Below are 19207 nucleotides of genomic sequence, written 5' to 3' on the forward strand. Positions count from 1 at the left end.
GCACCGACAGGCGACGGTTTCAAGACAGTGAATCTTGCAGCCGCCGAAGAGTCGTGGACGACTGGGCCGAGCGCGGTCCGGTGAGGAACACCCAGGCCGGTGGATCGAGGCTCGCGAGGCGCGCGGCGTCCCGTTCCGGGATGCGATGCCCCTCCAGCCGAAGAGCGGCGGGCGAGGACAGGACCGACAGCGTCGAGCCCGGCCGATCGACGACGGCGAGCGGCATCATGGCCGCGATCCGCTTCCAGTCCTGCCACCGATGAAAGGAGCGCAGCGAATCCGCGCCCATGATCCAGACGAAGCGGGCGTTCGGCCGGCGCGAGGTGACGAGCTCCAGCGTGTCGGCCGTGTAGCGGATGCGGTGGGCCGCCTCGAAGGCGGTGACGACGATGCGCCGGTCGCCGCCGACGAGCGCGCGCGACAGGGCGACCCGCTCGCTCAAGGGCGCGAGGCGGCCGTGGTCCTTCAAGGGATTGCCGGGCGTGACGATCCACCACAGCCGGTCGAGCCGAAGCCGGCGAAGGACGACGCGCGCGACGAGGCGGTGGCCCTCATGCGGCGGGTCGAAGGAGCCGCCGAAGAGCCCGATCCGTTGCCCCGGCGGGGCCGGCGGCAGGCGCAGCGCCGTCCGCAGCTCCGCATCCCGGCTCGTCACGGCCTGATCTGGCCGGTGCCGCGGACGCGGTAGTTGAAGCTCGTCAGCTGCTCGACGCCGACGGGGCCGCGGGCGTGCATCTTGCCCGTCGCGATGCCGATCTCGCCGCCGAAGCCGAACTCGCCGCCGTCGGCGAACTGCGTCGAGGCGTTGTGGAGGAGGATCGCGGAATCGATCGACGACAGGAAGCGCTCGGCCACCGCCTCGTCGTCCGCGACGATCGCCTCGGTGTGGTGCGAGGAATGGCGCTCGATGTGCTGGATGGCGCCGTCGACGCCGTCGACGAGCGCGACGGAGATGATCGCGTCGAGATATTCCGTGTCGAAGTCGGCCTCTGTCGCGGGACGGGCGTCGGGCCAGAGCGCGCGGACCTCGTCCGTGCCGCGGACCTCGCAGCCGCGGAGGCTGAGCGCGTCGAGGACGGGCGGAAGGAGGCGGCTTGCGTCGCGCCGGTCGACGAGCAGCGTTTCGGCGGCGCCGCAGACGCCGGTGCGGCGCATCTTGGCGTTGGTCGCGACCTCGACGGCCATGGCAAGGTCGGCCGTGGCGTCGAGATAAACGTGGCAGAGGCCTTCGAGGTGGGCGAAGACGGGCACGCGCGCCTCGCCCTGCACGCGCTCCACCAGCGAGCGCCCGCCGCGCGGCACGATGACGTCGATGGCGCCGCCGAGGCCCCGCAGCATCGCGCCGACGGCGGCGCGGTCGCGGGTCGGCACGATCTGGATGGCGTCGGCGGGCAGGTTCGCCGCCTCAAGGCCCGCCCGCAGCGCTTCGCCGATGGCGGCGGAGGAGGCCGCGGAGTCCGAGCCGCCGCGCAGGATCACGGCGTTGCCGGCCTTGAGGCACAGCGCACCGGCGTCGGCCGTGACGTTGGGCCGGCTCTCGTAGATGACCCCGATCACGCCGAGGGGCGTGCGCACGCGGGCGATGCGCAGGCCGTTGGGGCGCGTCCACTCCGCGGTGACGGCGCCGACCGGGTCGGGCAGGGCGGCGACCTCGCGCAAGGCTTCGGCGATGCCGGCGAGGCGCTTGTCGTCGAGGCGCAGGCGGTCGATGAAGGAGGCGGCCATGCCGGCCTCTTCCGCGCGGGCGACGTCCTCGGCATTGGCGGCGAGAATGCCGGCGCTTCGCGCCTCGATCGCGTCGGCCATGGCGCGCAGGGCCGCGTCCTTGGCGGCGGAGGGGGCGGTCGCGAGGATGCGGGCGGCGGCCCGGGCGCGGGCGCCGAGGTCGGCCATCAGGGCGTGGATGTCGGTCGTGTCTGCGGCTTGGTCGAGCATGGCTTCGTCACCGGCAAAGGGATGAGATCAGGCGGCTGAAACGCGCGCGTCCGGCGCCGGCGGCTCGCCCGCCGCGGCCGGGGCTTCGATCTCCGGCAGAACGCCGAGCACGAGGTCGTCGCGGTGGATCATCGCGGCGCGGGGCTGGTAGCCGAGGATGGCAGCGAGCTCGCTCGTGCGGCGCCGGGCGATCTTGGCCGCGTCCTCCCAGTCGTAGGCGACGAGCCCGCGGCCGATCTCGTGGCCCGAGGGGTCGCAGACCCGGATCGCGTCGCCCCGCGAGAAGCGGCCCTCGACGCGCGTGACGCCGGCAGGCAGAAGGCTCTTGCCGCTCTTCAGCGCCGCGACCGCGCCTTCGTCCACGACGAGGCGGCCGCCCGGGTTCATCTGCCCGACGATCCAGCGCTTGCGCGCCAGCCCGATCGTGCCGACCGGCTTGAACAGGGTCGAGCGCTCACCGCGCTCGATGGCGGAAAGGGGATAAAGGCGGCTGCCGAGCGTGATGATCATGGCGGTGCCCGCGCCCGTCGCCATGCGGCCGGCATCGACCTTGGTGCGCATGCCGCCGCGCGACAGCTCCGAGGCCGGGGCGCCCGCCATGGCCTCGATCGCCGGCGTGATCGCCTCGACCACGGGGATGTGGCGGGCCTCCGGGTCGATCTGCGGAGCCGCGGTGTAGAGCCCGTCGACGTCGGAGAGGAGAATGAGGAGGTCGGCGCCGGTCATGGTGGCGACGCGCGCGGCGAGGCGATCGTTGTCGCCGTAGCGGATCTCGGCGGTGGCGACGGTGTCGTTCTCGTTGATCACCGGCACGGCGCGGAAGGAGAGCAGCGTCTCGATCGTCGCGCGGGCGTTGAGGTAGCGTCGCCGCTCCTCGGTGTCGCCGAAGGTGAGGAGGATCTGGCCGGTCTCCAACCCGTGGCGGCCGAGGATCTCGGAATAGGTGCGCGACAGCGCGATCTGCCCGACCGCGGCCGCCGCCTGGCTCTCCTCCAGCTTCAGGGGGCCGCGGGGCAGCTTCAGCAGCGTGCGGCCGAGCGCGATCGCGCCGGAGGAGACGAGGAGGACCTGCTTGCCCTCGGCGGCGAGGCGCGCGACGTCCTCGCCGAGCGATTCCAGCCAGGTGCGGCGCAGGCCCTTCTTCGGGTCGACGAGGAGCGCCGAGCCGATCTTGACGACGATGCGCCGAAAGGGGGCGAGGCCGCCGACGCTCATCGCTCGTCGTCCTCGGCGTCGAGGCCGACGATCTCGCGATGGAGCGCGACGAGAACGTCGGAAAGGTTCTCGCGGCTCACCGCCGACATCAGCATGGGCTCGCGCCCGGCTTCCGCGGCCAGCGCGGCGCGCTTCTCCTCGCGCTCCTCCGGCGTGAGGGCGTCGATCTTCGAGAGCGCCAGCACCTCGGGCTTCTCGTCGAGCCCTTCGCCGTAGGCCTCCAGTTCGGTGCGCACCGTCCGGTAGGCCAGCGCCACGTCCTCTTCCGTGCCGGACACGAGGTGGAGGAGGACGCGGGTGCGCTCGATGTGGCCGAGGAATCGGTCGCCGATGCCGACGCCCTCGTGCGCCCCTTCGATGAGGCCGGGAATGTCGGCGATCACGAATTCCTGGTCGCCGACATGGGCGACGCCGAGGCCGGGATGGAGCGTGGTGAAGGGATAGTCGGCGATCTTCGGCCGGGCGCGGGTGACGGAGGCGAGAAAGGTCGACTTGCCGGCGTTGGGCAGGCCGACGAGCCCGGCATCGGCGATGAGCTTCAGCCGCAGCCAGAGCGTCAGCTCCTCGCCCTCCTGGCCGGGATTGGCCCGGCGCGGCGCCTGGTTGACGCTGGTCTTGAAGTAGGCGTTGCCGAAGCCGCCATTGCCGCCCGCCGCGATACGCACGACCTGTCCGATCTCGGTCAGGTCGCAGATCAGCGTCTCGTTGTTCTCGTCGAAGACCTGCGTGCCGACGGGCACGCGAAGCGTGACGTCGTCGCCCTTGCCGCCCGTGCGGTTGCGGCCCATGCCGTGCATGCCGGTCTTGGCGCGGAAGTGCTGCTGGTAGCGGTAGTCGATCAGCGTGTTGAGGCCGGCGACCGCCTCGATGAACACGTCGCCGCCGCGCCCGCCGTCGCCCCCGTCCGGGCCGCCGAACTCGATGAACTTGGCGCGGTGGAAGGACACGGCGCCGGCGCCCCCGTCGCCGGAGCGGACATAGACTTTGGCCTGGTCGAGAAACTTCATGGGGTCGATACGTTCGTTGGCGCTGCGGGGCCTTCCTGGCCTCCTTAGCGCATCAGATGGGGATTGGCACCGTCCCGGACGAAGACGACGTCGGATGTGGCAAGGGGCAGGCCGAGGAGCCTGACAGTGACGTGGTTGGACACGCGCCGCCCGTCGAGGCGGGTCATCGCGTGGCGGAAGCCGAGGCGGAGCGTCCCGCCGCCCGGGGCATAGCCGTCATAGGCGAGCACTGCCCCCTCGGCCGTCAGCCGCCCTTCGACGGGAACGGGCGGGCGCAGCGCGCCGGTCTCGTCCTCCGTCTCGACGGTGCCGCGAAGGCGCCCGCCGCCATCCCGCGTCAGCCTCCAGCGCTGGAGCCGCGCCGAGCCGTCGGCGAAGCGGAAGCGCTCGTCGAGGCGAAGGCTGTTCCCTTCGCGGCGGCCCTCGAAGGTCGCCGAGAAGGCTTGCGTCGAAACGAGCGCCGTCGTGATCGTGCCCGTCGAGCGCGCCTCGCCGTCGAAGAAGGCGAGGAGGTCGAAGCCGTCAGCTTGCGCCTCCGGCAGCCGCGCCGGGGCGGCGAGCGCGAGACACCCGGCGAGCGCCAGGAGGAGCGCGATCGCCGCGGCCGAGGCGAGGCGGCGGCTCACGAGGCCTTGCCCCAGCGCTTCAGCGCTTCCCAGGCGCGGCGGTCGAGGTCGTAGCACTCGGCCGAGACGCGGCCGTCGACGCGCGAGGTCACGAAGCCGAGCCGGCGCATCTGGAAGCCGCACTTCTCGATCACCCGGCGCGAGGCGCCGTTGATGACGCGGCAGCTCGCGGTGACGGCGGCGATCCCGGTGTTGCGCGAGAAGGCCTCGTCGATCATCGCCTGCGCGGCTTCCGTGGCATAGCCCCGGCCCCAGTGCTCGCGCCCGATCCAGTAGCCGAGCTCGGTGGAGCGATCCTCGCGGCAGTCGGAGAGCGAGCAGACGCCGAAGAAGCGGTCCGTGCGCCCGCAGGCCACCGCCCGCACGAAGGCGTCCTCGGCCCTTACCGACGCGATGAACGCTTCGGCGTCTTCGAGCCCGTAGGGGTGCGGCACGGAGGAGGTCATCGCCGCGAGCGCGCGGTCGTTGGCCTGCCGCGCGAGCTCCGGCGCGTCAGCCGGACTGAGCGGCCGCAGGAGAAGCCGCCCGGTGCGGATCGAACCGCCGGGAAAGCGACATTCGGGCTCGTCGTCAGGTGGGGACTCGGGCGCCATGGAACAGGTCCTTCCGGGAAAAGCGAAGAGGGGAGATGGCGACCCATCTCCCCTCCGCTTCGTCCTGGAAACCCGATTTTCGGGGCGCTCCGTCAGACGTACCGGGGGGCTGGGCCACCGGTACGTCGAGCACCGGTCATTCTGCGGCGTCGGCCATCGGATTCGGATTGATGGAAACGAAGGCGCGGCCGCGGGCCTTGGTCTGGAAGGTCACGGTGCCGTCGGTGAGGGCGAAGAGGGTGTGGTCCTTGCCGATGCCGACGTTGGCGCCCGGGTGCCAGCGCGTGCCGCGCTGACGCACGATGATGTTGCCGGCGCGGGCCGCCTGGCCGCCGAACAGCTTCACGCCGAGGCGCTTGGACTCGGAATCGCGGCCGTTGCGCGAGGAGCCGCCTGCTTTTTTGTGTGCCATGGGTGTTCTCCTTGTGCGGTCGTCAGCGCCGGCCTCAGGCCGACTTGCTCTCGTTGGAGGCGCCGCGGATCTCGGTGATGCGGATGCGGGTCAGGTCCTGGCGGTGACCGCGCGAGCGCTTCGAGTTCTGACGGCGACGCTTCTTGAACGAGATGACCTTGGGGCCGCGGGTCTGCTCGACGATCTCGGCGATGACGCTGGCGCCCGAAACGAAGGGGGCGCCGATCGTCGAGCCGACCATCAGCACTTCGGCGAAGGTCAGGCTGTCGCCCGCCTCGCCGGCGAGACGCTCGACCTCGAAGACGTCGTCGGCGGACACGCGGTACTGCTTGCCGCCGGTTTTGATGACTGCGAACATTTTATCTCCGTTCGGATCCGGCCTCGCATTGGATCCCCGATGCCGGGGGCGGGCCGTCTTTTTGTTCAGTCGGTTGAAGGATCGGGTGGTCTATAGGCAAACGGGCGCGAGTCGACCCCGCGCCCATGTCGAGGCCCGCATCTAGCCGTTGTGCCGCACCCGGTCAAGGTTTTCCCGCGGCACCGCGACCCCCGTCTTGTTCGGCCGGACCGACAGGGCGATGATGGGACGCAGGCTTGGCGCCATGCGCGGATAGTTGATTGGATCTTAAAGCCTCGCCGTTATCTTCCTCGATCGAGGCCGCGGAGGACCGTTCTTGGTATCCAGCATGCACCGCCCGCTCCCGAACGAGGAGACCCGGCGCCGTTCCCGGCGACGGCGCGGCGGCGCGTGGCTGTGCGCGACCGCCTTCGCGCTCGCCGCCGGACTGCCGCTCGCGGCCCTGGCGACGGAGGACGCGCCCGCGCCGCCGCTCGCCCTGGACGCGGCGCCGGCCGCGGCGCCCGCGCCTGGCCTCGCCGCGCTGGAGGCCCGCAGCCGAAAGACGCGCGACGAGCTCGACGCCATCGCGGCCGAGATCACGCTCGGCCAGAAGACCGTCGACGAGCTGAACACCGAGATCGTGGCGCTCGCCGCCGACCGCGAGAAGATCCGCGCCGCGATGATCGAGGCGGCCAGCGCGCAGAAGCGCGCAGCCGGAGAGGTCGCCGCGATCGAGAGCCGGATCGCGACCCTGGGCGTCCAGGAGGAGGGCTTGCGCGCTTCGCTGCGCGAGCGGCGCGGCCTCCTGGCGGAGGTGCTCGGCGCGCTGGAGCGCATGGGCCGCGAACCGCCGCCGGCGCTGCTGGTGCGACCCGAGGACGCGCTCGGCTCCGTGCGCAGCGCCATTCTCCTGGGGTCGGTGGTGCCCGGTATCCGCTCCGAAACCGAAGCGCTTGCCCGGGACCTGGAGAAGCTCGCCCTCGTTCGCGGCGCGATCGTCGCCGAAAAATCCGCCTACGCCTCTCAGATGCGCCTGCAGAAGGAGGAGGAGGCACGCCTCGCGGCGCTGTTCGCCGAGAAGGAAGCGCTGGAAGCGACGAGCCGCGACCGGCGCGAGGCCGCCCAGCAGCGCACCGAGGAACTCGCCGGTCAGGCGACCGACCTCGAAGGCCTGATCGCGTCCCTTGAAACCGAACTCGACGCCGCGCGGGCCGCCGAAGCCGCGTCTCGCCTGGAAGAGGAAGCGCGGCGTGTCGCGCAAGCCGAGGCCGCGGCGCAGGCGCAGGCGCAAGCGGAGGCCGCCGAGCGCCTGCGCCTCGCCGAAGCGGGGGAGGCGCGTCGCGAAAGCGTCGAGGCGCAGCGCCGGTCCAACGGCGCTGCCACGCCTGCCGCCGAGCCGCCGCAGGACGTAGCGGCGCTCGTGCCGCCGGCAGCCGCCGTCGTCGAGCCGGCCGCGCCGCCTCCGGCGCCGACCTACGACATCGCGTCACTTCGCCGTGACATTCCGCACCTTGAACCGGCCGCCGCATTTTCGACATTGAAGGCACGTCTGACGAAGCCGGTGGCGGGCAGGCAGATCGTGGCATTCGGCGACAAGGACGACATCGGGCAGGCGGCGAGCGGCGCGTCCTTCGCGACCCGCGCCGGCGACGTCGTGACCGCGCCGGCGGACGGGACGGTGCTTTACTCCGGACCGTTCCGTTCCTACGGGCAAGTCTTGATCCTGAACGCCGGCGATGGCTATCATGTTGTTCTGGCGGGCATGAGCCGGATCGACGCGGGCGTCGGACAGTTCGTGCTGGCAGGAGAGCCGGTCGCCGCGATGGGCGACAGGCGGCTGGCGAGCGTATCGGGGAGCGACTTCGATGCGACGGAGCCGACCCTCTACGTCGAGTTTCGCAAGGACGGGAAACCGATCGATCCGTCTCCGTGGTGGACGGTCGAATCCTCTGGAAGGACGAGGAATGATTCGTAAGCTTTCGATACTCGCCGCCGGTGCGCTGATGGGAGCGACGGCCATGACCGTCATCTCCAGCCACGAGTGGGGCGTCGCCCAGGCGGCCGACTCCGACACCTATCGGCAGCTTGCGATCTTCGGGGACGTGTTCGAGCGCGTGCGCGCGCAGTACGTCGACGTGCCGGACGACAGCAAGCTGGTCGAGACCGCCATCAACGGCATGCTGACCTCGCTCGACCCGCATTCGAGCTACATGAACGCCGAGCAGGCGGCCGACATGCGCGTCGAGACGCGTGGCCAGTTCGGCGGCCTCGGCATCGAGGTCACCATGGAGAACGAGCTCGTCAAGGTCGTCTCGCCCTTCGAGGGCAGCCCGGCCGACAAGGCCGGGATCCTGGCCGGCGACCTCATCGCCCAGATCGACGGCGACGAGGTGCGCGGCCTGTCGCTGACAGAAGCCGTCGACAAGATGAAGGGCGATATCGGCACGGCCGTCGCGCTCACCATCATCCGCGAGGGCGCGACGAAGCCGATCCGGCTGTCGATCACCCGCGACGACATCAAGGTGCCCTCGGTCCGCCACACGGTCGAGAACGACATCGGCTACATCAAGCTGATCAAGTTCAACGAGCAGACGACCGTCGGCATGGAGGACGCGATCCGCGACATCAAGGCCAAGACCGGCGACAAGCTGAAGGGCTACGTCCTGGATCTGCGGCGCAATCCGGGCGGTCTCCTCGACGAGGCGGTCTCGGTGTCGGACGCCTTCCTCGACTCGGGCGAGATCGTGTCGACCCGCGGGCGCAACCCCGAGGAAACGCGCCGCTACAACGCCCGCCAGGGCGACGACATCGACGGCAAGCCGCTCGTCGTGCTCGTCAACGGCGGCTCGGCCTCGGCCTCGGAGATCGTCGCCGGCGCCCTTCAGGATCAGCGCCGCGCCACCGTGGTCGGCTCGCGTTCCTTCGGCAAGGGCTCGGTGCAGACCATCATCCCGCTCGGCGCCAACGGCGCGCTGCGCCTGACGACGGCGCTCTACTACACGCCGTCCGGCGCCTCGATCCAGGGCCGCGGCATCAACCCGGACATCGCCGTCGAGCAGCCGCTGCCCGACGAGATCAAGAAGCAGATGGGCCTCGACTCCGAGGACGAGGTGGTTCGCGGCGAATCCTCGCTGCGCGGCCACATCACCGGCAAGGAAGAAACCGACGAGGGCTCCGGCTCGCTCGACTACGTGCCGCCGGAGCAGAAGGACGACCTCCAACTCAACTACGCCTTCGACCTCCTGCGCGGGGTGAAGACGGATGCGAGCTTCCCGCCCAAGCGCGAGGCCTCGATCGCCAACTGAGGCGATCGCGTCCCGCAGACGATCCAAGGCCCCGGACGGCACCCGCCTCCGGGGCCTTTCTCGTTCGCGCGCCGGCGCCGCGAGGCCCGCTTCAGCTTCCGCTGCTAGCTACCGAGTCATGCAAGGCTCGCTCTACCGTCCGCTCGGCCTCGACCGCCCGTCGCCCCTTCGCCCGCGGCGCGGCGCCGGCCGCGTCGTGCGGCTCGCGACCGGCACGGCGCTGCTTCTCGTGGCGGCCGGCCTGACCTGGACCGTGTTCGACGGCCAGCCGAGCTTCCGGGTGGCCGACGCCCTCGCGCCGATCCCCGCTCCCGTTCCCACCGAGCAGCCGAAAGCCGAACGGGCGGCCGCATCCGCGAGCGACCCGGTGGCGACCGCGGCCACGCTCCGGGGCGACGAGGATCTGGATGGGGGCTTCGCGGCCGAGGCCGCGCCCGCCACCCGATATGCCGCGATCGCCGTGTCCGACCCGGGGTCGCTTCGCCAGCCGGCCGCCGAAGCGCATCGCCCGGCTCCGGGCCTCGTGGAGGACAGCGCCTGGGGGCCGCTGCCGCGCCGCTCCGCCGAAGGGCTGCGGCCTCTGGACGTTTATGCCGGGGCGCCCGGCGAAGCGCTCGGCACCCGCATCGCCATCGTCGTGGGCGGCCTCGGCCTCAGCCAGACCGGGACCAAGGCCGCCATCGAGCGCCTGCCGAAGGGCGTCACGCTCGCCTTCGCGCCGGCCGGCAACAGCCTCGACCGCTGGATGCAGGAAGCCCGCCGCGACGGGCGCGAACTGATGATGCAGGCGCCGATGGAGCCGATCGGCTACCCCGCCGTCACGCCGGGTCCGAACACGCTCACCGCCGAGGACGCGCGCGACGACAAGTTCGACGCCCTCTACGCGGCGCTCGGCCGGACGACCAACTATGTCGGCGTGGTCAACTACATGGGCGCGGCGCTCACCGCTGACGGGGCGGCGCTGGAGGCGCTGCTGTCGGAAACCGACCGGCGCGGCCTCCTCTTCCTCGACGACGGCTCCTCGCCTCGCTCGAAGATCCGCGATCTCGGCGCGCTGACCGGCGCGCCCTTCGCTGTGGCCGACGTCGTGGTCGACCGCGCGAACGACCCGGCCGAGATGCGGCGCCAGCTCGACCTCCTGGAGCGGATCGCGCGCGCGCAAGGGTCGGCCATCGGGGTCGCCTCGGCCTTCGACACCTCGATCGCGGCGATCGGCAGCTGGGCGCGCGAGGCGCGCGAGCGCGGCATCGAGATCGTCCCCTTGTCGCAGCTCGCCGTCGACCCCGAGCGCGGCTGACGGGGGAGGGCGCGGGCTGGCGGTGAGGGGACGGGCGCGGTATCTCCGCCCCGAGACCCGCAGCATCGCCAGGAGCCGCCCCATGTGCGCCGAGATCGCGTCCCCGTCCCGCAAGCCCGTGGATCCCGAAACCCTTCCCTACCGCCCCTGCGTCGGCGTCGTCGTCGTCAACCGGGACGGGCTCGTCTGGTGCGGCCGGCGGCTGGTGGTGCCGAGCGGGGAGATGGAAGGGGCGCTCAAGCTCTGGCAGATGCCGCAGGGCGGAATCGACGAGGGCGAGGACGCGGAGATCGCCGCGCGCCGCGAGCTCTATGAGGAAACCGGCATCCGCTCCGTGTCGCTTCTCGGCGAGGCGCCCGACTGGATCACCTACGAGTTGCCGCCCGAATTGGTCGGAATCGCGCTCAAGGGCCGCTTCCGCGGCCAGAAGCAGCGCTGGTTCGCCTATCGGTTCGAGGGCGAGGAGAGCGAGATCGCCATCGACCCGCCGCCGGAAGGCCATGCGGCGGAATTCGACGCCTATGCCTGGAAGCCCATGAGCGAGGTGGTCGAGCTCGTCGTGCCCTTCAAGCGCGGCGTCTACGAGGCCGTGGCGCGCGTCTTCGCGCCGCTGGTGAAGGCGGACTGAAGCCGGCCCTCAGGGCAGGGCCGGGAAGCCGGCGATCCGGTCCGCGAAAGGCGGGCTCGGACGCGGGCTGTAGAGGATCGCGTGGAGGCGTCCGATCATCGCCTCGCGCGGCACGAACCCGACCATGCCGAAGTCGCTGCCGACGAAGCGGCTGTCGTTGGCGTTGTCGCGGTTGTCGCCCATGACGAAGAAGTGGCCCTCCGGCACGGTGAACGCTTCCGTACTGTCGGCGATCCCGTCCTCCCGCTGGCTCATGACGACGTAGCCGCCGTCCATTCCAGGCGGCGTCTCCCGAAAGAACTCACAGGCCTCGCCATCCGTGCACAGGTCAGGCACGGCGTTTGTCGGCCGCGTCGGAACCGGCTCGCCGTTCAGGTGAAGCAGGCCGCCCACCATCTGCACGCGGTCGCCGCCGAGGCCGACGATGCGCATGACGAAGACCGTTCCGTCCTCGGCGCTGAAGAAGGCGACGTCGCCGCGTTTTGGCTGGAACGTCGGGTCGTCGCTCGGCGTCAGAGGTTGCCCCTGCGCCAGGGCGTCGTAGTCGAAGCCGTAGAGCGCCGCCGTCACGACGTCGCCGGGACCGAGAACGGGCTCCATGCTGCTCGAAGGAACGGTGAAGTTGCGGAATGCGTGCGCCGCCGACGGCAGGATCGCCGTGGCCGCGACGAGGACGGTGATCACGAGCTTGCGCATTCGGCCGTCTTCCTCTTCCGAGACCTTTCCAAGCATAGGCGCGACGCGAACAACGTCGAGCCGCGATGCAAAAAGGCCCGGCGCTGGGGCCGGGCCTTGTATGGTTCGCGAGGGAAGCTGCCGTCAGCCGGCGAGGGCGGAGCGGGCTTCCTTCAGCGCCGCCAGATCGCGCTCGGCCTTGGCCTTGCGCTCCGGCGTCTCGGAGTCCTTGACGTCTTCTTCGGCGTCGCGGATGCGCGCGTCGAGGTCGGCGGCGTTCATGTCGGAGACCGGCGTCGCGTGCTCGGCGAGCAGCGTGAAGCCGGCCGGCGAGACGTCGGCGAAACCGCCGAGCACGAAGATGCGCTCTTCGCGGCCGTTGGCGAGCGTCGCCTGGACGACACCCGGCTTGACGGTCGTCATGAAGGGCGCGTGGCCCGCCATGACGGTGAAGTAGCCTTCGGTGCCGGGGACGACGACCGCGGTCGCCGCCTCGGACAGGAGCTGCCGCTCCGGCGAAACGAGGTCGAAGGGGAAGCTCTCAGCCACGGATCAGACCTCAGGCCGCCTGAGCGAGGCGCTGGGCCTTCTCGATGGCCATGTCGATCGAGCCGACCATGTAGAAGGCGGCTTCCGGCAGGTGATCGTACTCGCCGTCGACGAGGCCCTTGAAGGAGCGGATCGTGTCCTCGAGCGGAACGAGCTGGCCCGGCGAGCCGGTGAACACCTCGGCGACGAAGAAGGGCTGGCTGAGGAAGCGCTCGATCTTGCGGGCGCGCGCTACCGTCAGCTTGTCCTCTTCCGAGAGCTCGTCCATGCCCAGGATCGCGATGATGTCCTGCAGCGACTTGTACTTCTGCAGGATCTGCTGGACGCGCCGCGCGACGGTGTAGTGCTCCTCCCCGATGATCATCGGCGACAGCATGCGCGAGGTGGAGTCGAGCGGATCGACGGCCGGGTAGATGCCCTTTTCCGAGATCGCACGGTTGAGAACCGTGGTCGCGTCGAGGTGGGCGAAGGAGGTGGCCGGCGCCGGGTCGGTCAGGTCGTCGGCGGGCACGTAGATGGCCTGCACGGACGTGATCGAGCCCTTGGTCGTGGTCGTGATGCGCTCCTGCATCGCGCCCATGTCGGTGGCCAGCGTCGGCTGATAGCCCACGGCCGAGGGAATGCGGCCGAGAAGCGCCGACACCTCGGAGCCCGCCTGCGTGAAGCGGAAGATGTTGTCGACGAAGAACAGAACGTCCTGACCCTGGTCGCGGAAATGCTCGGCGATGGTGAGGCCGGTCAGCGCGACGCGGGCGCGGGCGCCGGGCGGCTCGTTCATCTGGCCGTAGACGAGCGCGGCCTTGGAGCCGACGGCCGAGCCGCCGTTCTCGTGCGGGTCCTTGTTGACGCCCGACTCGATCATCTCGTGATAGAGATCGTTGCCCTCGCGGGTGCGCTCGCCGACGCCGGCGAACACGGAGTAGCCGCCGTGCGCCTTCGCGACGTTGTTGATCAGCTCCTGGATCAGCACGGTCTTGCCGACGCCGGCGCCGCCGAAGAGGCCGATCTTGCCGCCGCGGGCGTAAGGGGCGAGGAGGTCGATGACCTTGATGCCCGTCACCAGGATCTGCGACTCGGGGCTCTGCTCGACGTAGGGCGGCGCTTCCTGGTGGATGGCGCGCTTGCTGGCCGTGACGATCGGGCCGACCTCGTCGATCGGCTCGCCGATGACGTTCATGATGCGGCCGAGCGTCTCGTCGCCGACGGGCACCTCGATCGGAGCGCCGGTGTCGCGCACCGGTTGGCCGCGCACCAGGCCCTCGGTGAGGTCCATGGCGATGGTGCGGACGGTGTTCTCGCCGAGGTGCTGGGCGACCTCGAGCACCAGGCGATTGCCCTGGTTGTCGCATTCGAGGGCGTTCAGGATCGCGGGCAGGTGGCCGTCGAACTCGACGTCGACGACGGCGCCGATGACCTGGGCGACGCGACCCTGCCGGCCGGCGGTGAAGTTGGTGTCGGACATGGGACCGGACTCCTCGGAAGGGTTAGAGCGCTTCGGCGCCGGAGATGATCTCGACGAGTTCCGTCGTGATCTGCGCCTGGCGCTGGCGGTTGTAGGAGATCGAGAGCCGGTCGATCATGTCGCCGGCGTTGCGGGTGGCGCTGTCCATGGCGCTCATGCGCGCGCCCTGTTCGGAGGCGGCGTTCTCGAGCAGCGCGTGGAGGATCTGCACCTTGATGTTGCGCGGGATGAGGTCCTCGAGGATCGAGGCCGGATCCGGCTCGTACTCGTAGACCGCGCCGTTGGCCGCGGCGTCCGCGTCCGAGGCCTCGACGGCGGCGGGGATGATCCGCTGCGCGGTCGGCACCTGGGTGATGACGTTCTGGAAGTGCGAGTAGAAGATCGTCGCGACGTCGAACTCGCCCGCGTTGAAGCGCGCCATGATCTTGTCGCCGATATCCTCGGCCTGGGCGAAGCCGATCTGCTTCACGTCGCGCAGCTCGATGCGGTCGATGATCTTCGAGCCGTAATCGCGCCGCAGGATGTCGAAGCCCTTCTTGCCGACGGTCATCAGCTTGAGGGTCTTGCCCTCGGCTTCGAGCTTGCGGGCATGCTCGCGCACGAGGCGGACGATCTGGGCGTTGAAGCCGCCGGCGAGACCGCGGTCGGAGGCGAAGACGACGAGGAGGTGCGTGTCCTCCTTGCCGGTGCCCGACACGAGCGCCGGGGCGTCGCCCTCGGTGGCGCGGGAGATGTTGGCGAGCACGGCCGCGATACGGTCGGCATAGGGACGGGCGGCGTTCGCCGCCTCTTCCGCCCGGCGCAGCTTGGCCGCCGCGACCATCTGCATGGCCTTGGTGATCTTCTGCGTGGATTTGACCGACGCGATGCGGTTCCTGAGGTCTTTCAGGGAGGCCATGGCTCGGGCGCTGTCTCCGGTTGGTCCGCCGGAGGAGGGAAAGCCTCCTCCGGGGATCGATCAGTCTGACGTGTCCGTCGCGGGAATTTACGCGAAGGTCTTGGAGAAGCTGTCGAGAACCGACTTCAGCTTCGCGCGGGTGTCGTCCGAGAGCTGCTTCTCGCGGGCGATGGTGTCGAGGATCTCCTTGTGCTGCGTGCGCAGCGACTGGAGAAGACCCTGCTCGAAGGCGCCGACCTGGTTGACGGCCAGCTTGTCGAGATAGCCCTGCGTGCCGGCGAAGATCACCGCCACCTGCTCCTCTGTCTTCAGCGGCGAGAACTGCGGCTGCTTGAGGAGCTCGGTGAGGCGGGCGCCGCGGTTGAGGAGGCGCTGCGTCGCGGCGTCGAGGTCCGAGCCGAACTGGGCGAAGGCGGCCATCTCGCGATACTGGGCGAGCTCGCCCTTGATCGAGCCGGCGACCTGCTTCATCGCCTTGATCTGGGCCGAGGAGCCCACGCGGCTGACCGAGAGGCCGACGTTCACCGCCGGGCGGATGCCCTGGTAGAACAGGTTGGTCTCGAGGAAGATCTGGCCGTCGGTGATCGAGATGACGTTGGTCGGGATGTAGGCCGACACGTCGCCCGCCTGCGTCTCGATGACCGGGAGGGCGGTCAGCGAGCCGGCGCCCATGTGGTCGTTGAGCTTGGCGGCGCGCTCCAGGAGGCGCGAGTGCAGGTAGAAGACGTCGCCCGGATAGGCTTCGCGGCCCGGCGGACGGCGCAGCAGCAGAGACATCTGGCGGTAGGACACGGCCTGCTTGGACAGGTCGTCATAGGCGATCACGGCGTGCATGCCGTTGTCGCGGAAATACTCGCCCATGGCGCAGCCGGCGAAGGGCGCGATGTACTGCATCGGCGCCGGGTCCGAGGCGGTGGCGGCGACGATGATCGAGTACTGGAGCGCGCCGCGCTCTTCCAGGGTGCGCACCAGCTGCGCCACGGTGGAGCGCTTCTGGCCGACCGCGACGTAGACGCAGAAGAGCTGGTCGGCGGTCCGGCCCTCGTCGTGGGCGGGCTTCTGGTTGAGGAAGGTGTCGAGGATGATCGCGGTCTTGCCGGTCTGACGGTCGCCGATCACCAGCTCGCGCTGGCCGCGGCCGATCGGGATCAGCGCGTCGATGGCCTTGAGACCCGTCGACATCGGCTCGTGCACCGACTTGCGCGGGATGATGCCCGGGGCCTTGACGTCGACGCGGCGACGCTCTGCGCCCTCGATCGGGCCCTTGCCGTCGATCGGGTTGCCGAGACCGTCGACGACGCGGCCGAGGAGGCCCTTGCCGACCGGCACTTCCACGATGGCGCCGGTGCGCTTGACCGTGTCGCCTTCCTTGATGTCGCGGTCGGCGCCGAAGATCACGACGCCGACATTGTCGGACTCGAGGTTCAGCGCCATGCCCCGGATGCCGCCGGGGAACTCGACCATCTCGCCGGCCTGGACGTTGTCGAGGCCGTAGACGCGCGCGATGCCGTCGCCGACGGAAAGGACCTGGCCGATCTCCGAGACTTCCGCTTCCGAGCCGAAGTTCTTGATCTGGTTCTTAAGGATGGCGGAAATTTCCGCGGCGCGGATATCCATCAGCCGACCTCTTTCAGTGCGATCTTGAGGGAGGAGAGTTTGGTGCGGAGCGAGGTGTCGATCTGCCGCGAGCCGATCTTGACGACGAGGCCGCCGAGAATGGCGGGATCGACGCGCTCGCGCATGTTGACGGACTTGCCCGTATAGGAGCCGAGCGCGGCCTTCAGTTCGGCGCGCTGGGAATCGGTGAGCGCCTGCGCGCTCGTCACCTCGGCCTCCGCCTCGCCGCGGAAGGCGCTGGCGAGCTGGCGGAAGCGGACGATCATCGACGGCAGCACGAAGAGGCGGCGGTTAGCCGCGACGACGCGCAGGAAATTGCCGGTGAGCGGGCCGGGATTGGCGGCCTTCACGATCGCGTCGATGGCGCGCAGCTGATCGTCGGAGGAGAAGGCAGGGCTTTCCACCAGGCGCCGGAAGTCGGCGCTCTCCTCGATCAGCCGACCGAAGGCGTCGAGTTCGCCCTCGACGGCGTCGACCGATCCCTCGTCGCGCGCAAGCTCGAAGAGCGACTGGGCGTAGCGGTCTGCGACTCCGGAGACCGGAGAGGATGTTTGTGCCACGAAACGACCGTTTCTTTTCGCGTTCCGTTCAAGCTCGACTGTCGCGATTCCCGTGTGGAGGAAGCCGCCCCAAGAGCTTGAAGCCGTTGAGAATTCACGGAAGGAAGGCGGCCGTGCCGCCGAGGCCCTTCCAAGGGCAGGCTCCGTCTAGCATAGGGTTTTGCCCGCGACAACGCCGCTTGACGCCCGATTTCCGGGTAAAACCGCGCTCTTTTCAGGGGATCGCCGCCTCAAGCGGGCGGCAGGCCGAAGACGGGCGCCAGCGCGCAGTAGGCGAGGAGGAGAGCGACGAGGAGAAAGAGCCAGTCGTAGGCGCCGGCCATTCCGTCCGTGAGAATCGAGACGAGCCGGCCCAGCGCGGCGAAGGCGAAGCTCGCGCCGAGGGCAAGCTGCACGAAAGGCTGGTTGAACAGGAGGAGGCCGACGACGCCGATGCCGAGCCCGAAGCCCGCGATCAGCGAGCGCGCCTCGGCCACCGCCCGCGCCTCGCGCTCGGCGGGCTTCAGGCGAAGGACGAGGCGCGGCGCGAGAAGCGCGAGGAGGCCGAGAAGGGCGGCCACGGCGGCGGCCGCGAAGGGCAGCCACTCGGCATTGGTCGTGGGAAGGGTGAGTTCCATGGCGGGCGTCCCGTTCTGTCGCGCGGCGGTGCGCGGGAAATGGGCGCCTCCGTCGGGCCAATCCGGCCCGGCGTCAAGCGGCATGCGGCGCGGCGTTTGCCGCTCAGCGGAAGAGGCGGAGGAGGGTGCGGCCTTCGGCCGTCGGCTGGGGCAGCGCCGGCAGGAAGGCCATCACGCGGAGCAGCGCGTCGCGCTCCGAGGCGGCTGGGGTGCGGGCGGCGGGGGCAGTGTTGATATTCGCGGCGGTCATGGTTCCTGAACCTTTGACGGTCCGGCCGGTGGCGGCCGGTGTTTCCCTGTTGATGGCGCGGGCGGCTTGTTCGCCGCCTCTGTTCGGGCCGTGTTGATCGGCCTTCGATGGAGCCACTATCGGGCACAAGCTCTGAACGAAGCCATGACAGATGTGCCTAACGCATCCTCTCCGAGCGCGATGGTAAAGACGAAGCATCCCTACCGAAGACCGGGGAGGACTTCGGTAGGGATGCTTGTTCTGCTGGGTCTGAAAGGACCCTCCGGCACGGGGAGCACCGGAGGGCCAGGGTAAGCCGCGGACGCAAGCCGTCACGACGGGGAAGACGCTTGGGCCGTATCGAGGCCCGGCGGCTTACCGGAACAGGAGGAGCACGTTCTGGGCGGCCGTGTTGCCCATGGAGAGAGCCTGATAGGCGAGCTGCTGGCGAACCTCGGGAGCTTTTGCGCGTGCCGCCTCTTCTTCCATGTCCGCATCGACCAGTGAGCTGATAGCTTGGTTGCGGATGTCGTTCAGCTTGACCAGGAAGTCTTGCTGGCTGGCGAGCGACTGACCGAAGCCGGCGATCTTGCCCGAATAGGTCGTACCCTGAGTGATGGCTAGGCCGACTGCAGTCCCGAGTGCGGTAAAGTCGCTCGTGGCGGCCAGCGTGGTGATGTCCATGACATCCTTCAGCTTCGTATCGGTAGAACTCACCGTATCGATCAGCTTCTCGGTGGTCACTCCGAGGGCAATCGGCGTCACGCCATTCATATCAATCGTGACGCTCTGCGCGGCGCCGGCATCGCCGAGCCAGTTCTCGCCGTTGAAAGTTGCTCCGGAGATCGTCGCGTTGATCTGAGCCTGTAGCGAAACGACTTCGGCCGCCAGCGCGCCGAGATCGGCTCCAGTGGTCTGGGCGGAGACCATCTTATCCTTAATCTTCGAGAGGAGATCCTTTACCGTCGACAGCGCGGCTACAGCGGTGTCGGCGCGGCCCTTGCCTAGAGCGATCTGCGCCTTGACCAGATCGCTCGAAGCGACGTCCGAGCGCAGGCCCTGAGCGATCGCGAATACGCCGGGATTGTCGGAGGCGGAGGCGACCTTCAGGCCGGTGGCAATGCGGTTCTGCGTGGTCCTGACGTCGGCGTCGAGGATGCGGAGAGCAGCGCGGGCGGTGGCGTTCGTCGAGACGTAGTTGATGCTGGCCATTGTAGTTTCCCCGTTGTTCGAAGCAGCTTG

Annotated in this window: 21 protein-coding genes; 4 read left to right on the plus strand and 17 right to left on the minus strand. The window is 69.8% G+C overall.

All coding sequences use genetic code 11. The features are described 5' to 3' along the window. Positions 1-19: 19 nt before the first annotated feature. From FZN60_RS12035 to rplU, 8 genes are all read right to left on the minus strand, one after another. Positions 20-655 (minus strand): nicotinate-nucleotide adenylyltransferase, encoded by a 636-nt coding sequence (locus FZN60_RS12035; RefSeq protein ID WP_422569993.1) that lies wholly within the window; start codon positions 653-655, stop codon positions 20-22. After that, positions 652-1935, minus strand: a complete 1284-nt coding sequence (locus tag FZN60_RS12040; RefSeq protein ID WP_158873718.1) for a glutamate-5-semialdehyde dehydrogenase — start codon at positions 1933-1935, stop codon at positions 652-654. Before FZN60_RS12040 ends, FZN60_RS12035 begins: the two co-directional genes overlap by 4 nt. Positions 1936-1962: 27 nt before the next feature. Continuing rightward, the gene (gene proB, locus FZN60_RS12045; RefSeq protein WP_158873719.1) at positions 1963-3150 is read right to left on the minus strand and encodes a glutamate 5-kinase; all 1188 of its coding nucleotides are present in this window, start codon (positions 3148-3150) and stop codon (positions 1963-1965) included. Then, the gene (obgE, locus tag FZN60_RS12050) at positions 3147-4157 is read right to left on the minus strand and encodes a GTPase ObgE (RefSeq protein WP_158873720.1); all 1011 of its coding nucleotides are present in this window, start codon (positions 4155-4157) and stop codon (positions 3147-3149) included. The genes proB and obgE overlap by 4 nt, the downstream gene beginning before the upstream one ends. A 44-nt stretch (positions 4158-4201) precedes the next feature. Continuing rightward, positions 4202-4783, minus strand: a complete 582-nt coding sequence (locus FZN60_RS12055; RefSeq protein ID WP_158873721.1) for a DUF3833 family protein — start codon at positions 4781-4783, stop codon at positions 4202-4204. Next, positions 4780-5376, minus strand: coding sequence for a GNAT family N-acetyltransferase (locus tag FZN60_RS12060; RefSeq protein ID WP_158873722.1), 597 nt, complete (start codon positions 5374-5376; stop codon positions 4780-4782). Before FZN60_RS12060 ends, FZN60_RS12055 begins: the two co-directional genes overlap by 4 nt. Before the next feature lie 136 nt (positions 5377-5512). Next, on the minus strand, positions 5513-5788 hold the full coding sequence (gene rpmA, locus FZN60_RS12065; RefSeq protein ID WP_158873723.1) for a 50S ribosomal protein L27: 276 nt from the start codon (positions 5786-5788) through the stop codon (positions 5513-5515). A gap of 34 nt (positions 5789-5822) precedes the next feature. After that, complete coding sequence (rplU, locus tag FZN60_RS12070) at positions 5823-6146, minus strand: 50S ribosomal protein L21 (protein ID WP_158873724.1); 324 nt, start codon at positions 6144-6146, stop codon at positions 5823-5825. A gap of 316 nt (positions 6147-6462) precedes the next feature. Here rplU and FZN60_RS12075 point away from each other — a divergent pair, with 316 nt between their 5' ends. The 4 genes from FZN60_RS12075 to FZN60_RS12090 all read left to right on the plus strand — a co-directional run bounded on the left by FZN60_RS12075 (position 6463) and on the right by FZN60_RS12090 (position 11358). Then, positions 6463-8103, plus strand: a complete 1641-nt coding sequence (locus FZN60_RS12075; protein ID WP_158873725.1) for a murein hydrolase activator EnvC family protein — start codon at positions 6463-6465, stop codon at positions 8101-8103. After that, positions 8093-9433, plus strand: coding sequence for a S41 family peptidase (locus FZN60_RS12080; protein ID WP_158873726.1), 1341 nt, complete (start codon positions 8093-8095; stop codon positions 9431-9433). Before FZN60_RS12075 ends, FZN60_RS12080 begins: the two co-directional genes overlap by 11 nt. A 118-nt stretch (positions 9434-9551) precedes the next feature. Further along, a complete protein-coding gene (locus FZN60_RS12085) occupies positions 9552-10730 on the plus strand; it encodes a divergent polysaccharide deacetylase family protein (RefSeq protein WP_158873727.1) in 1179 nt (392 codons plus the stop codon). Between the two features lie 82 nt (positions 10731-10812). Further along, positions 10813-11358, plus strand: coding sequence for an RNA pyrophosphohydrolase (locus FZN60_RS12090; RefSeq protein ID WP_158873728.1), 546 nt, complete (start codon positions 10813-10815; stop codon positions 11356-11358). Positions 11359-11367: 9 nt separating this feature from the next. Here the strand turns inward: FZN60_RS12090 and lepB are convergent, their stop codons facing one another. The 9 genes from lepB to FZN60_RS12135 form a co-directional block, all read right to left on the minus strand. Next, positions 11368-12054, minus strand: coding sequence for a signal peptidase I (gene lepB / locus FZN60_RS12095; protein WP_158873729.1), 687 nt, complete (start codon positions 12052-12054; stop codon positions 11368-11370). Positions 12055-12177: 123 nt separating this feature from the next. Continuing rightward, the gene (locus FZN60_RS12100) at positions 12178-12582 is read right to left on the minus strand and encodes a F0F1 ATP synthase subunit epsilon (RefSeq protein WP_158873730.1); all 405 of its coding nucleotides are present in this window, start codon (positions 12580-12582) and stop codon (positions 12178-12180) included. A gap of 10 nt (positions 12583-12592) precedes the next feature. Next, positions 12593-14044, minus strand: a complete 1452-nt coding sequence (gene atpD, locus FZN60_RS12105; RefSeq protein ID WP_158873731.1) for a F0F1 ATP synthase subunit beta — start codon at positions 14042-14044, stop codon at positions 12593-12595. 22 nt (positions 14045-14066) lie between these two features. After that, positions 14067-14942 carry a F0F1 ATP synthase subunit gamma gene (locus FZN60_RS12110; RefSeq protein ID WP_158873732.1) on the minus strand — a complete coding sequence of 292 codons (876 nt, stop codon included), beginning with the start codon at positions 14940-14942 and terminating at the stop codon, positions 14067-14069. An 87-nt stretch (positions 14943-15029) separates the two neighbouring features. Continuing rightward, positions 15030-16559, minus strand: a complete 1530-nt coding sequence (gene atpA, locus FZN60_RS12115) for a F0F1 ATP synthase subunit alpha (RefSeq protein ID WP_158873733.1) — start codon at positions 16557-16559, stop codon at positions 15030-15032. Then, complete coding sequence (locus FZN60_RS12120) at positions 16559-17119, minus strand: F0F1 ATP synthase subunit delta (protein WP_158873734.1); 561 nt, start codon at positions 17117-17119, stop codon at positions 16559-16561. The genes atpA and FZN60_RS12120 overlap by 1 nt, the downstream gene beginning before the upstream one ends. Before the next feature lie 230 nt (positions 17120-17349). Continuing rightward, the gene (locus tag FZN60_RS12125) at positions 17350-17736 is read right to left on the minus strand and encodes an AGROH133_08824 family phage infection protein (RefSeq protein ID WP_158873735.1); all 387 of its coding nucleotides are present in this window, start codon (positions 17734-17736) and stop codon (positions 17350-17352) included. A 103-nt stretch (positions 17737-17839) separates the two neighbouring features. Further along, positions 17840-17986: a hypothetical protein gene (locus FZN60_RS12130; protein ID WP_158873736.1), complete on the minus strand. Its 147-nt coding sequence runs from the start codon at positions 17984-17986 to the stop codon at positions 17840-17842. A gap of 354 nt (positions 17987-18340) precedes the next feature. After that, positions 18341-19177, minus strand: a complete 837-nt coding sequence (locus FZN60_RS12135; RefSeq protein ID WP_158873737.1) for a flagellin N-terminal helical domain-containing protein — start codon at positions 19175-19177, stop codon at positions 18341-18343. Positions 19178-19207 lie beyond the last annotated feature (30 nt).

The organism is Antarcticirhabdus aurantiaca, assembly GCF_009765365.1.
In the GTDB taxonomy this organism is placed as follows: Bacteria; Pseudomonadota; Alphaproteobacteria; order Rhizobiales; family Rhizobiaceae; genus Antarcticirhabdus; species Antarcticirhabdus aurantiaca.